The 13,267-nt window shown below is 71.4% G+C and carries 11 protein-coding genes; 3 read left to right on the forward strand and 8 right to left on the reverse strand.

Annotated features, from left to right (window positions below; all coding sequences use genetic code 11):
- From KBY19_RS25595 to KBY19_RS25610, 4 genes are all read right to left on the reverse strand, one after another.
- The coding region (locus KBY19_RS25595) for a serine/threonine protein kinase (protein WP_210966794.1) at positions 1-1,675 on the reverse strand (1,675 nt) is incomplete at its 3' end.
- Positions 1,672-2,970: a hypothetical protein gene (locus KBY19_RS25600; RefSeq protein WP_247691418.1), complete on the reverse strand. Its 1,299-nt coding sequence runs from the start codon at positions 2,968-2,970 to the stop codon at positions 1,672-1,674. The genes KBY19_RS25595 and KBY19_RS25600, both read right to left, overlap by 4 nt.
- A gap of 97 nt (positions 2,971-3,067) precedes the next feature.
- Positions 3,068-4,159 (reverse strand): glutamate ABC transporter substrate-binding protein, encoded by a 1,092-nt coding sequence (locus KBY19_RS25605; protein ID WP_247691419.1) that lies wholly within the window; start codon positions 4,157-4,159, stop codon positions 3,068-3,070.
- Between the two features lie 13 nt (positions 4,160-4,172).
- Complete coding sequence (locus KBY19_RS25610) at positions 4,173-5,603, reverse strand: hypothetical protein (protein ID WP_307843619.1); 1,431 nt, start codon at positions 5,601-5,603, stop codon at positions 4,173-4,175.
- Positions 5,604-6,046: 443 nt separating this feature from the next.
- Here KBY19_RS25610 and KBY19_RS25615 point away from each other — a divergent pair, with 443 nt between their 5' ends.
- The 3 genes from KBY19_RS25615 (at position 6,047) to KBY19_RS25625 (ending at position 8,565) form a co-directional block, all read left to right on the forward strand.
- Positions 6,047-6,772 carry an ABC transporter ATP-binding protein gene (locus KBY19_RS25615; protein WP_099880855.1) on the forward strand — a complete coding sequence of 242 codons (726 nt, stop codon included), beginning with the start codon at positions 6,047-6,049 and terminating at the stop codon, positions 6,770-6,772.
- Positions 6,769-7,845, forward strand: a complete 1,077-nt coding sequence (locus KBY19_RS25620; protein ID WP_099880857.1) for an ABC transporter permease — start codon at positions 6,769-6,771, stop codon at positions 7,843-7,845. The genes KBY19_RS25615 and KBY19_RS25620 overlap by 4 nt, the downstream gene beginning before the upstream one ends.
- Positions 7,846-8,163: 318 nt before the next feature.
- On the forward strand, positions 8,164-8,565 hold the full coding sequence (locus tag KBY19_RS25625) for a globin (RefSeq protein ID WP_180289638.1): 402 nt from the start codon (positions 8,164-8,166) through the stop codon (positions 8,563-8,565).
- A gap of 68 nt (positions 8,566-8,633) precedes the next feature.
- Here the strand turns inward: KBY19_RS25625 and KBY19_RS25630 are convergent, their stop codons facing one another.
- From KBY19_RS25630 to KBY19_RS25645, 4 genes are all read right to left on the reverse strand, one after another.
- The gene (locus KBY19_RS25630) at positions 8,634-9,308 is read right to left on the reverse strand and encodes a hypothetical protein (RefSeq protein ID WP_185016858.1); all 675 of its coding nucleotides are present in this window, start codon (positions 9,306-9,308) and stop codon (positions 8,634-8,636) included.
- On the reverse strand, positions 9,289-9,714 hold the full coding sequence (locus KBY19_RS25635) for a thioesterase family protein (RefSeq protein ID WP_099880863.1): 426 nt from the start codon (positions 9,712-9,714) through the stop codon (positions 9,289-9,291). Before KBY19_RS25635 ends, KBY19_RS25630 begins: the two co-directional genes overlap by 20 nt.
- A 4-nt stretch (positions 9,715-9,718) precedes the next feature.
- Positions 9,719-11,383, reverse strand: a complete 1,665-nt coding sequence (ettA, locus tag KBY19_RS25640) for an energy-dependent translational throttle protein EttA (RefSeq protein WP_099880865.1) — start codon at positions 11,381-11,383, stop codon at positions 9,719-9,721.
- 233 nt (positions 11,384-11,616) lie between these two features.
- Positions 11,617-13,116: a thioester domain-containing protein gene (locus KBY19_RS25645; RefSeq protein ID WP_185016859.1), complete on the reverse strand. Its 1,500-nt coding sequence runs from the start codon at positions 13,114-13,116 to the stop codon at positions 11,617-11,619.
- Between the last annotated feature and the right edge of the window lie 151 nt (positions 13,117-13,267).

A 13,267-nucleotide genomic window follows, 5' to 3' on the forward strand; every position in this document is an offset into this window, starting at 1 on the left:
CGGTGCGCGCCGGTGCCGCCGTCGCCACCGGGGAGGGCGCGGCAGCCTCGGAGGCGGGAGCCGCCGGGGAGGCGGACAGCGCGACGGGGGCCGCGGGCGCGGAGAGCTCAGCCGGAAGCAAGGCCTGCTCCTTTCGGGTACGGCGTTTCTTCGCGGCGGGTTCGCGCGCCCCCAGCAGCGAGGCATCCCCCGTGTGCGGGGCGAAGAGCCCGGTGTCCACCACACGCAGTTCGGGTCCGAAGAGCGTGGACAGGGCGGGGCGCGGCTTCCCGGTCTGCACCGCGACGACCTCGCGCAGCACGCCCAGCAGTTGATCGGACATCTCCTGCGCGGAGGCGAACCTGCGCCGCGGGTCGGGGTCGGTGGCACGTACCAGCAGCCGGTAGAAGGACTCGTACCGCTGGAAGACCTCGATGTTCTCCGGGTTGGGCAGGCTGTCGACGTAGACGTTGGTGTAGCCCTGGAAGTCGAAGGTGAGCACGGCCAGGGTGCGCGCCACGGTGTACAGGTCGGAGGCGACCGAGGGGCCCTCCTCCGCGACCTCCGGTGCCTGGTAGCCGACGGTGCCGTAGATCGCGCTGTCGTCGTCGTCCATGCGGCGTACCGCGCCCATGTCGATCAACTTGAGCTGATCGTCCTGCTGTATCGCGTTGTCCACCTTGAAGTCGCAGTAGAGCAGATTGCGGCTGTGCAGGTGTCCGAGGGCTTCCAGCGCCTCGATGCCGTAGGCGCACGCCTGCTCGACGGGGAGCGGGTCGCGCTTTCCGTCCGCGGCGCGCCGGGCGTTGGCGATCTGCTTGAGGGAGTTGCCGCCGACGTACTCCATCACGATGTAGCCGTCGAGGCTGCCGGTGCGCTGGTCGAGGTGTTCGACGAAGTTGTAGATGCGCACGATGTTGGAGTGCTCGATCTCCGCCAGGAAGCGCCGCTCGGCGATGGCCGCGGCCATGGCGTCCTGGTCGCCGGTGTCCAGCAGGCCCTTGAGCACGACCCAGCGGTCGGAGACGGCACGGTCGACGGCCAGATACACCCAGCCCAGCCCGCCGTGCGCCAGGCAGCCGGCGACCTCGTACTGGCCGTGCACGATGTCGCCGGGGCGCAGCTTGGGAACGAAGGAGTAGGGGTGGCCGCACTTGGTGCAGAACCCCTCCGTGCGGCCCGGCCTGCCGCTGCGCGCGCGTCCAACCGGTGCGCCGCACTCGCCGTTGCTGCAGAAGCGCTTGCGCTCGGGGACCTCGGGGTTCTCCAGGACGACACCGGCCGGGTCCGGCCTGGGCACGGGTGGGATCTGCACCAGTCCGGCGCCCAGCCTGCCGCGGCCGGAGCTCTCGGCGGAGGTGCGGGCGCTGCGCACGGACACCGAGCGCTCGGTGCTCCGCCCGGACAGCGAGGCGGACAGCCGCCCGGAGACCGAGCGACGCGAGGAGCGGGACCGCCCCGAGCTCCGGGAGGAGGCCCGCGAGGAGGAGCCGGAGCGCGCGGAGCCGGACGAGCGGCTGTCGCGTCCCGGGCCGGTCATCCCGGTGGGTGCCGAGCCCAGCATGCCGCCGGGGGCCACCACGGGGGCGAGCCCGCAGGTGTTGCAGTACACCTCACCCGCGCCCATGTCCTCGTAGGTGCCTTCGCACTGCGGCCGTTGGCACGGCCTGTCCTGCGCGCCCGACTGCTCGCTCATTCCGCCCCCATGTTCATCGCTCCGCCCGCGGCGTCCCGCGCGTCCTGCTGCCGCTGCTGAAGCGTCTCCTGTGCGGCACGCTGGTAGCGCAGTACGGCGTCCTCGGCGGCCCGCAGATCGCACGGAGCGCTCCACAGCATCCGGCGCGCCACGTCGTAGCGCTCGATGAGCAAGCGCTCCTCCGCCAGACCGTTGTGGGCCACCTTCGCCTTGTACGCGTCCAGACGGCCGCGCAGTTCCGCGCGGACGGCCAGCGGCGCGGTGACGGCCGACAGCTGGGCACGCGCCCGCTGCAGCTCCTCCTCCGCGCGCTCCTCCAGGCTCTCCAGCAGCGGGGAGAGCCGGTGCCACTGTGCGTATCTGCGGTACTCGGCGGCCATGGCGAGCTGTTCCTGCAGCGCGGTGGGCGGGCCGCTGACGGCGGGTACCTCGGAGGCGGCGATCTTGGCCAGTACCTCGCCGCGTGCCACCCGGGCCTCCGCCAGGGTGCGGTCGGCGCGGGTGAGCAGGTCGCGCAGTCTCATCAGCCGCTGCTCGGCGTCCTGCCGCACGGCGAGCACGGCGTCGATCTCGCGCCGTACCTCCTCCAGGGCGCGGGCCGCGCTGTCGTAGCGGGTGGTGTCCGGCCGGCCACCGCCCGGCGCGCCGCTGCCTCCGGTCGGCGTCCAGAAGGCGAGCGGGTCCTGGACGACCTCCTCGCGCAGCGCCTTGAGTTCGGCAGTCGTACGGTCCAGGTCGTCGGCGGCCGGATGCTCGCCGGGGCGCACGCCCACCGAGTGCGCCAGGGAGCGCACGCGGCCCAGTTCGGCGGCGAGCAGGTCGATACGGGCCGGCAGCGCGGACCACACCGAGTCGGCCGCCGCCACCACGTCGAGGGCCTGCGCGTACCACTCGTTCATCCGCTCGACGAGTTGGGTGAGCGTCAGCTCCTCGGCCAGTTTCGGGGTCCCGGTGAGGCTCGCGCCCGGCGTGCCCGGCAGCGCACCGCCGGGCACGGTGAGGGTGCCGCGCAGCAGGCGGGTCAGTTCGACCAGGTCGTCGCGGCTGGGCCAGCGGCGGCGGGCCCGCAGTTCGCGGGCCTGCCGCAGGGTGTGCGAGTAGACCTCGAAGCCGTTCCACAGCCAGGTGATGGCCGCCTCGGCCCGAGCCCAGCGGTGCGCGGTCGTCCCGGTGAGCCGCGCGCCCTCCAGGAGCCTGCGCCCCGCGTGGTCCTGGAGTGCCAGCAACGAGGACTCCACCGCCTCGTGCTCGGCGTCCAGCCGCTCCAGCACACGGTCGGTCTCCTCCCGGCTCATCACCTCTCCGGCAGCACCCGCGGGCCCCATCGATCACCTCGCTGTTCGACTCGTACTCACGGACCGGCACATCGGTATCGCGACCACGGCAACTGGTTCAGTCACGGTAGAGCGGTTCGGGCGGTGCGGGTTTCTTCCCTTCCGTACCCATCATGTCGTCAGCCAGCCAGCGGTCGTAGGAAGACTTCCACCCGTCCTTGCGAAAGTCCTTGAGAACCTTGTTGACCCTGCGGACGAGATCCTTGTCCTCCAGGTTCATCGCGACACCGTACGGCTCCACCGTCTCCGGCTCACCGATGAGTTCGACGGCAGGGTCCTGCGCTGCCTGCCCCGCGCCCAGGGCGCTGTCGGTGACCGTGGCGTCCGCCTCGCCCAACTGGAGGCGCACCAGGCAGTCGAGCTGGTTGGGCACCACGACCGGCTCGGCGCCCAGCGCCGCGTACCGGGGTGATTTCATCATCTTCTCCGCAGTGGAGCCGGAGGCGTAGCACACTCGTTTGCCGCGCATGCTGCTGTCGAAGCCCTTGACGCGGGCCCGTTTCTTCGGCACGACCAGCTGCTGGCCGGCCTCGAAGTAGGCGGTGGAGAAGGCGACCTGTTCGATCCGCTCGCAGTTGATGGTCATGGTGCGCACCACCATGTCGACTTCGCCGTTGCGGATGGCGGGGATCCGCTGATCGGTGGGGATGGTCCGGTAGGTGATCCGGTCCGGCCCGTCGTCGCCGAGCAGATCGCGGGCGATGGCCTTCACCAGGTCGATGTCGAAACCCTCGATGGTGCCGGTGGCCGGGTCGCGGTAGCCCCACAGATAGCTGTTCTGGTCGACGCCGACGACCAGTTTGCCCTTCTTCTTGATGCGCTCGACCGCCTCGCCCGAGGCGCCGGAGGGCTTGAGGCTCTCGGCCGGGTTGCGGCCGTCCTCGCACTTCTCCGGCTCGGGTTCGGCGCCGGGTTCGGAGGCGGACGCGGGCCGGCCGGGCGTGACGCCGGTACCACTGTGCACCTCGCCCGTCCCCGCCGTGTCCGCGGGGACGCCGGTACCGGTCGGCCCGGTGGACAGCACCGTGGAGACGAGTACGGCCGCCGTGACCGCCAGCCCGCCCGCGGCGACGGCCCACGGCTTCCGGTAGGACTCCTGCCGCCGCGCACGCTCACTGCCGCGCACCGTCATGGTGCCGCGCTTCGTCATGGCGTTCCCCTCCTCACCTGTACTCCGCGAGCCTGCGCCCGAGGCCCAGCACGGCGGCGGCAGCGCCCAGCACGGACAGCAGCAGAGCCCCGACCACCAGCCCGCCGAACCGGTCACGCGCCGTGTCGGCGGCCTTCTCGAACTGCCGCTGCTCGTGCGCCGCGGCGCGACCGAGGCTCTTGTCCACCTCGTCGAAGCTCTCGCGCGTACTGTCCTCGGCGCCGATCACCCGGGCCACCGCGTCCTCGTAGTTGCCGCCGTCGTCCGCCGCACGCGCCTGCTTGTGCCGCTGCTGCCACGTACGCACGGCGTCCTGTGCCTCTTCCACCGCACTGCGGCCCGAACGGTCGTCCGCGGCCTCGCGGGCTTCCTCCAGCAGGCCGCTGCCCGACCGGCCCCGCTCACCGTTGCCCGCGACAGCCGCCATCTGCTTGCGGTAGCTCTTCTCGTACTCCGCGCCACCGCCGCGGGCGACCAGCGTCATGTTCTCGTCGCCGCGCGCCTGGAGGATGCCTATGCGTGCCTCGTTGAGGGCCTGCAGGGAGCCGGCGCCCTTGGTGTCCGACTCGTTCAGCCCGGAGCGCGCCAGCGCGTGCCCGGCCACCAGCCACACCAGCAGGGTCAGTGCGGCGGCGGTCGCGCCCAGCAGGCCGCGGTTGAAGACCCGGTTGGTACGGCGGTAGTTGCGGCGCTGTGCCCAGCCCAGCGCGACCAGCGCCACCGCACCGGTGCCGACAGCGAGCAGCGGCCAGCTCTCGGCATCGCTGTAGTCGCCGCCCAACTGCTCGGTCTCGGCCGTGTAGAGCTTGCGTGCGGCAGGCAGCAGTTCGCCGCGCATCTTCTCGTTGGCGTAGCGCAGATAGGCGCCGCCCAGCGGAAGGCCCTGCCGGTTGTCGGCGCGCGCGGACTCCACCAGGCCCGTGTAGACCGGCAGACCGCGGTTGAGGACGGCGATCTGGCGCCGGGCGGTCCGCGAGCCCGCCGAGTTGGCCGCCGCCTCGGCGAGCAGCTCGGACGCCTCCCGGATGTCCCGCTCGTAGCGGCGCCGCTCCGAGCGGGGCTCGTCGCCGCCGGCCAGGAAGCCGCTGGAGGCGGAGGTGTCGGCGTCGGCCAGCGAGCGGTAGATGTGCGCGGCGTCCGCGCTCAGCGGCTGGCTGTGGTCGACCACGGCGTCCGCAGCGGCGACCCGGTCGGAGATCTGCCAGGCGGACACGGCCCCGAACAGCAGGAGGAGCGCGGCCACGACGGCGCCGATCGCGCGCAGCCGTCCGGGCTCGGTGGTCGCGGCCGTACGCAGCCGCCGTACGCCCTCGGACCAGGCCGTGCGGCGCGGCGCGTCGGCCGCGGGAGCGGCGCCGGAAGGGGCAGCGCCGGGCTGCGGGGCGGTGGCCTCCGGGTACGCGTCAGCGCCCGAGCCGGGCCCGTCCGGTGGGATTTGCGGCACCGGCGGTGGGGTCGGTGGCGCGGTCGGCGGCTGTGTCACGGCTGGAGCCCTCCCCCTCGGTCGCTGGCAGACACTGCCGGTGCGTTCGCTCTGCTCCCTTCCGTGCAGTCCCCCGGCTCCCCTGCCCGGGTCTGCGGGCGTCAGGACGCCCCGGTGTCGCTGCCCAGGCCAGCAGTATGGCCGCAGCAGCAGGTCTCCACAGCCGCTTGGTCGGCATCTTGTTCGGATCGCGACCAAATGTCCGGCTCGCCGTGCGGCTGTCCGGCCGGGCTTTCCGGCCGCGCACTCCCGCCGTGCTGTCCTCCTGTAACTCCCTCACGCATCCGCCGGGACGGGCGGTTCCCCGCCGGGCCACGCACTCCGCCGGACGGCGAGGGCCGTACGAGACCGGACCGATGACCGCGCGAGACCGGAAGCTTGGATTCAGCCGTTAGCCTCCGCGCATGTCCAACGCGATCACAGCCGAGGGGCTGCGCAAACGCTACGGGGAGACACAGGCCGTCGACGGCGTCTCCCTGGAAGTACGGCGCGGCGAGTTCTACGGCATCCTCGGGCCGAACGGGGCCGGCAAGACCACCACCATGGAGATCCTGGAAGGGCTGCGCGAGCCCGACGAGGGAAGTGCGCAACTGCTGGGACAGCCGTCCTGGCCGCGCGACCCGTCACTGCTGCACCGCATCGGCGTGCAGTTGCAGGCGTCCGCCTTCTTCGAGCGGCTGACGGCCCGCGAACAGATACGCACCTTCGCGGCGCTCTACGGCGTCGCGGAGACCCGCGCCGACGAGATGCTGGAGACCGTCGGGCTGACCGAGAAGGCCGGCACCCGCGAGGACAAACTCTCGGGCGGCCAGGCGCAGCGGCTCTCCATCGCCTGCGCCCTGGTGCACGACCCGGAGCTGGTCTTCCTGGACGAGCCGACCACCGGACTCGACCCGCAGGCCCGGCGCAACCTGTGGGACCTGCTGCGCCGTATCAACTCCGCCGGCCGCACGGTGGTGCTCACCACGCACTACATGGACGAGGCCGAGACACTGTGCGACCGGGTGGCCGTCATGGACCACGGCCGGGTGCTGCGCGTCGGACCGCCGCGCGAGCTCGTACGGGAGCTGGGAGTCGACACCCTGGAGGACGTCTTCCTCCAGCTGACGGGGCGGGAGTACCGGGAGTGAAAGCCTTTCTCAGCCTGTCGGTGGCGATGGCGCGCGGGCTGGCCCGCGACCGGGCGGCGGTCTTCTTCACGCTGATCTTCCCGCTGATGTTCCTGATGCTCTTCGGGGCGCTCTTCAAGGACCAGGGCGTCGACCGTTCCGAGATCGTGCAGATCGGCTCCGTCAAGGTGCTCGACAGCATGCCGGACAAGGAGCGCGCCTCACTGCGGGACGTCTTGAAGATCGAGAAGACGGACGGCTCGGCGGCGGCCCGCAAGGAGGCGCTGGAGAAGGTGCGCAAGGGCGACGCCGACGCCGCTGTCTTCCAGCAGGACGGCAAGGTCGAACTGCGCTACTCCGCCGCCGACCAGGTCCGCTCGGGCACCGTACGCGGAGTGCTCGACAGCATCGTCCAGCAGGCCAACCAGCGAGCCACCGGACAGCCGCCCGCCTTCGCCCTGCGCACCGGCACCGTGGAGGACGAAGCCACCAAACCGATCCAGTTCCTCACCCCGGGGCTGCTGGGCTGGGCCGTGGCGATGGGTGGCGTCTTCGGATCCGCCTTCAACCTCGTCAGCTGGCGCAGAAAACGCATCCTGCGCCGCCTGTGGCTCGCCCCGATCAACGCGAGAACCGTCGTGGGCGCCCGCATCGGCGTCAATCTGGTGACCGCGTTCGCGCAGACGGCCATCTTCCTGGCACTCGCCTCGCTGCCCTACTACGGGCTGAAGCTGACCGGCATGTGGTGGCTGTGTCTGCCGCTGGTCGCCTGCGGCACGCTGGCGTTCATGTCCATCGGGCTGCTGGTCGGCTCCTTCGCGAAGACCGAGGAGGCGGCCAACGGGCTGGCGCAGATCATCATTCTGCCGATGGCGTTCCTGTCCGGGGCCTTCTTCCCCCTGGACAGCGCACCGGGTTGGGTGCGCGCAGTCAGCGAATTCATGCCACTGAAACACCTCGCCACAGCCATGCAGGACGTTCTCAGCCGCGGCGAGGGCTGGGGTGCGGCGCTGCCCGTGATGGGTGGGCTGCTGCTGTTCGCCGCGGTGCTCACGCTGATCGCTTCGCGGCTCTTCCGCTGGGACGCGGCGTAGGGCCGTCCGGCGGGAGGCGCGGTCGTTACGGTCGCGGGGTCGTTACGGTCGCGAGTCGGTTCTTCCGCCGGCCGGTTCTTCCGCCGGACCCGCGCTGCTGCGGTTGCGCGTGGCGGCGGACGGGGGCCGGGGGCTCCACTCCCCGTCCCCGGGGCCCCTGGACGCCTGGGCGCCTGGGCGCCTGGGCACCTGGGCACCTGGGCCTCAGGCACCCTCGTGCCGAAGCGGAGGAGGAGCGGGGCTCGCCCCAGGGCGCCCTCGGAAGGTGGCCCTAGGACCACAGACCTCCTCCGGGGCGTCTGCGACCATGGACGGGTGATGGAGATTCCGCGCGGCAGCCTGGAGACGCAGACCTTCTACGAACAGGTCGGCGGCGAGGAGACCTTTAGACGACTGGTGCACCGCTTCTATCAGGGCGTCGCCGAGGACCCCCTGCTGCGGCCCATGTACCCCGAAGAGGACCTGGGACCCGCCGAGGAGCGACTGGCGCTCTTCCTGATGCAGTACTGGGGCGGCCCCCGCACCTACAGCGACGCACGGGGCCACCCCCGGCTGCGGATGCGGCACGCGCCCTTCAAGGTGAACCAGGCGGCCCACGACGCCTGGTTGCGGCACATGCGCGACGCCGTCGACAGCCTGGAGCTGCCCGAGCACCTGGAGACCCAGCTGTGGAACTACCTCGTCTACGCCGCCGGGTCGCTGATCAACTCCGCGGAGTGACCGGACGGAGACGGACCCCGGAGTGATCGGACGGCCCGCCGGGGCCCCGCGCCCCGGCGGGGACGCCCTCACACCGGGGTGACGCTCAGTCCACCGCCCGCGCCCGGGCGCTCGCGGCGGCGTACGACCACCGAGCCGTAGGCCGTCCGCAGCCGCAGCCAGGCGCCGGACTCCAGCAGGACGGCCGGGTCCGTACCGCGCAGAAAGCCGAGCGCGTGTGCCGCGTGCGCGGCGCGCAGCGGCAGCTGTGTCCGCCCCAGCGGCCGGGACCAGATCTCCTCCGCGAGAGCGTCCAGGGTCTGCCGGGCGCGCCGCTCGGGCGGCAGCTTCTCCGCCCGTTCGCGGAACTCGCCGACAGCGGCGGCCGCCACCGAACCGACCGCGTCCACCGGCACCCTGGCGAACTCCTGCCAGCCGCCCCGCGGCGGCAGCACACCCGCCCAGGACGGCCCGGTGACGGCCTTCGGAACGCCGACCGCCTCCTGCTCCTCCTCGACGAGCTCCAGCAGTTCACCGGCCGCCACAGTCACATCCAGCTCGACCGGCTCCAGCAGCCTGCCCGTACGCACGGCAAGCACCTCGAAGCGGGCGGGCTTGGCGAACACCGCCGCCACACCGCCACCCGCCTGGATCCGCACGGCGGCGTTCTTCTCCCAGCGCACCAGCCGCTCCAGGAAGGCGGCCAGACCCGCCGCCTCCCCGGGGTCGGCGAACACCAGCCGGTCAGCCACTGTGGCTGTCATCGAAATAGCCCTCCAGGAAGGAGCGCTCGGCCGCCGACAGCCGCCTCAGATGCCCCTCCCTCAGGTTGTACGGCACCACGACCGTCCGCGCCCGCACATACGGACCGCCCTCGGACGCCGGGTCCCTGATCTCGTAGGCGAACGTGGCCGAGGCGGCAGTCAGCTTCTCCACCCACAGCTCCACCGTCACCGGGTCGGTCTGGTGGACCAATTGCCGCAGATAGTCGATCTCGTGCCGCGCCACGACAGTGCCGCCGGTGAACGCCTCCGGGTCCGTCTGCCGCGCGGCCCGGGCCAGGAAGTCGATCCTGGCCTCCTCCAGATAGCGGAGGTAGACCACGTTGTTGACGTGCCCGAAGGCGTCCATGTCCGACCAGCGCAAAGGGCACTGGTAGCTGTGCCGCACGCGCTCAGCTCCGGGTGAGCTTCTTGTACGTCGCCCGGTGCGGACGCGCCGCGTCCGGTCCCAGCCGCTCGATCTTGTTCTTCTCGTACGACTCGAAGTTGCCCTCGAACCAGAACCACTTGCTCTCGCCCTCGTAGGCGAGGATGTGGGTAGCGACCCGGTCCAGGAACCAGCGGTCGTGGGAGACGACCACCGCGCAGCCCGGGAAGTCGAGCAGCGCGTTCTCCAGCGAGGAGAGCGTCTCCACGTCCAGGTCGTTGGTCGGCTCGTCGAGCAGCAGCAGATTGCCGCCCTGCTTGAGGGTCAGCGCCAGGTTGAGGCGGTTGCGCTCACCGCCGGAGAGCACACCGGCGGGCTTCTGCTGGTCCGGGCCCTTGAAGCCGAACGCGCTCACATAGGCGCGCGAGGGCATCTCGACCTGGCCGACGTTGATGTAGTCCAGCTCGTCCGAGACGACCGCCCACAGCGTCTTCTTCGGGTCGATGTTGGCGCGGGTCTGGTCGACGTAGGAGATCTTGACCGTGTCACCCACCTTGATGGAGCCCGAGTCGGCCTCCTCCAGCCCCTGGATCATCTTGAACAGGGTGGTCTTGCCCGCGCCGTTCGGGCCGATCACGCCGACGATGCCGTTGCGCGGCAGCGAGAAGGACAGATCGTCGATGAGCACCTTGTCACCGAACGCCTTGTGCAGGTTCTCGACCTCCACCACCACGTTGCCCAGCCGCGGCCCCGGCGGGATCTGGATCTCCTCGAAGTCCAGCTTCCGGGTCTTCTCCGCCTCGGCGGCCATCTCCTCGTAACGGGTCAGTCGCGCCCGAGACTTGGCCTGCCGCCCCTTGGCGTTGGAGCGGACCCACTCCAGCTCCTCCTTGAGGCGCTTCTGCCGCTTGGCGTCCTTCTGCCCCTCGACCTTGAGGCGGGCCTGCTTCTTCTCCAGGTACGTGGAGTAGTTGCCCTCGTAGCCGATGGCACGGCCGCGGTCCAGCTCCATGATCCAGCCGGCGACGTTGTCCAGGAAGTACCGGTCGTGGGTGATGGCCACGACGGTGCCCGGGTACTTCGCCAGGTGCTGCTCCAGCCACTGCACCGACTCGGCGTCCAGGTGGTTGGTCGGCTCGTCCAGCAGCAGCAGGTCGGGCTGCTCCAGCAGCAGCTTGCACAGCGCCACGCGGCGCTTCTCACCGCCGGAGAGGTTGGTGACCGGCCAGTCGCCGGGCGGGCAGCCCAGCGCGTCCATGGCCTGCTCCAGCTGCGCGTCCAGATCCCAGGCGCCCGCGTGGTCGAGCTTCTCCTGAAGCTTGCCCATCTCCTCCATCAGCTCGTCGGTGTACTCGGTCGCCATCTGCTCGGCGATCTCGTTGAACCGGTCGAGCTGCTGCTTCGTCTCCGCGACACCGTCCTGGACGTTCTCCAGCACCGTCTTCGACTCGTCCAGCGGCGGCTCCTGCAGCAGGATGCCCACGCTGTAGCCGGGCGAGAGCATCGCGTCACCGTTGGAGGGCTGCTCCAGCCCAGCCATGATCTTGAGCACGGTGGACTTGCCCGCGCCGTTGGGGCCCACGACACCGATCTTCGCGCCGGGCAGGAAGCTCAAGGTGACGTCGTCGAGGATCACCTTGTCGCCGTGCGCCTTGCGCGCTTTGCGCATGGTGTAGATGTACTCAGCCAAGAGGAACCGTCCGGCAATCTGTAGGTAGTCGTACGCGGCCAGGCCGCGCGGGTCGTCATGCGGCAGCGCGCCGCGGGTTGAAGTGCGGCCGCACCACGTAAGGCATACGCACCCCATCTTGCCGCACCCGGGCCCCGCCCCGGAAACCGCATCTGTACCGAAGCCGGGGAGCACCCCTCGGGACCGGGCCGCCGACGGGCGCGGGCGACACGGGCTGCGACGGCCGCCGGGCCTCAGCCGCGGCGGCGCAGAACGCGGAGCGTGGTCACCCCCACAGCGAGCAGCCCGAGGGCCAGGGCCGTGAACAGCCGGGTGCCGCCACCGCCCGTGTCGGCCAGATCACCGTCCCCGGACACGGCGTCGCCACCCCCCACGGTCGCGGGGCGCTCCACCGTGGCGGGAGCCTTCTGCCGGCTCACCCCGCCATCGGCGGCGGAGGTCGTGCAGTCGAGAACGCCGCTGAACGTCTTCTCGTAACCGTGCGGGCCGCGCACCGGAATGCGGTAGGGCTGGTCCTCGGCGACCGGCACCGTCACCGTGCCGCGCTCGCCCTCCGCGACCGCTTCGCGCTGCTTCCCGACCCGCAGCGGAAAGGCGCCGTCACCGCTGTTGACGACGGTGATGTCCACCCCGGATCCGGCGCAGTTCTCCGCCGCGGAGGTGGCCGGCACCGGTCCGCGCTCGGCCCAGTTGACGGCTGCGGTGGCCGAGACGGTCGACTGGCTCGACCCGGCGAGGATCTGGGCCTGGCCCCCGCCGCGCTCCCCCGCACCGGTGAACACCCGCCCCACGGGCACCTTGGTGGCCGCCTGCGCGGTCAGCGAGGCGCTGCCGGACTTCGTGCTCTCGGGCAGATCGAAGTAGAGCTTCGTCCCGTTGCGGGCGGTGCGGACCCGCTTGCCGTCCCGGTCCACGATGCGCACCCCCTGGGAGACCGCGTGCGGTCCCGGCGCCACGCTCACGGCGCCGGCGTTCGTCCGGACCGTCACCGGGCCGGGGCGCTCTCCGTTGCGCCCCGCCACCTCCGGCTTGTCGAAGGTGAGCGACGGTCCCGGCTCGGCCATCGAGCGGGCCTTCCTCACCAGGTAGGCGGCGAGCTTCTGGGCGGCGGGGTCGGCGGCGGTGATGACGGGCCGCTTCGGGGGGCCCTCCCCCCTCCCCCCGCCCCTCACTGTCTTCCGTGCCCCGTGTTCGGCGAACCTCCAGATGGCGACCTGCGTGCCCGCGGCGGCGGTCTGCGGAGTGAGCCGCTTGGCACCCGCGGACTTCGCCAGCGCCTGAAGGTCGTTGCGCCGCGGGTAGGAGTGCTCAACTATCCAGCGAATCTTGCCGGCGTTGCGGTTGCCGGACAGCGACGAGGACTTCCACTTCCCCTCCGCGTAACGCGACTGCTTCCGTATCGGGTTGAGCGCGTCGAGCCCGTAGGTCTGCAGGGTGCCGCCCCCGTCGACGGACATCTCGAAGAGCCCGGCGCCGATCTTCTGCTTCTCACCATCGACGGTGATGACCGCCTGGTCGTGGATTTCGAGCCCGTTCAGCGTGGCCACCGCGCCACTGCGCTGCTCCGGTATCCCCTCGGTGAACGCTCCTCCGGAGGCGGCCCCGGCGGCAGACCGGGCCGTCACCGCGGCCGCGGCCGACCCGGCACTGCTCACCATGCCGGTCGCGCACAGCCCTGTGGCCGCCGCGACGACGGTGAGCCGGCGGGCCGCCCGCGCGCGTGCACAAGTCATGGTCTTCCCCTCTTGGCAGAACCTCCCCCCGGCCGCGTCGCCCACGTACCGCTGGTCTACCGCAAAGCTTCGAACCCCCTGGTCAGTACGCGTGGGATCGTAAGGAGACGGACGCCGCGCAATCCCCACGATTCACGGTGGCCACACATTC

The sequence above is a fragment of the Streptomyces sp. B15 genome (assembly GCF_018070605.1).
GTDB classification, from domain to species: domain Bacteria; phylum Actinomycetota; class Actinomycetes; order Streptomycetales; family Streptomycetaceae; genus Streptomyces; species Streptomyces smyrnaeus.

What these genes read in the sequence shown, in the direction of transcription:
- KBY19_RS25600 (WP_247691418.1), bottom strand. Translation starts at nt 2,970, where the DNA reads ATGAGCCGGGAGGAGACCGACCGTGTGCTGGAGCGGCTGGACGCCGAG.
- KBY19_RS25605 (WP_247691419.1), bottom strand. Translation starts at nt 4,159, where the DNA reads ATGACGAAGCGCGGCACCATGACGGTGCGCGGCAGTGAGCGTGCGCGG.
- KBY19_RS25615 (WP_099880855.1), top strand. Translation starts at nt 6,047, where the DNA reads ATGTCCAACGCGATCACAGCCGAGGGGCTGCGCAAACGCTACGGGGAG.
- KBY19_RS25625 (WP_180289638.1), top strand. Translation starts at nt 8,164, where the DNA reads ATGGAGATTCCGCGCGGCAGCCTGGAGACGCAGACCTTCTACGAACAG.
- KBY19_RS25630 (WP_185016858.1), bottom strand. Translation starts at nt 9,308, where the DNA reads ATGACAGCCACAGTGGCTGACCGGCTGGTGTTCGCCGACCCCGGGGAG.
- KBY19_RS25645 (WP_185016859.1), bottom strand. Translation starts at nt 13,116, where the DNA reads ATGACTTGTGCACGCGCGCGGGCGGCCCGCCGGCTCACCGTCGTCGCG.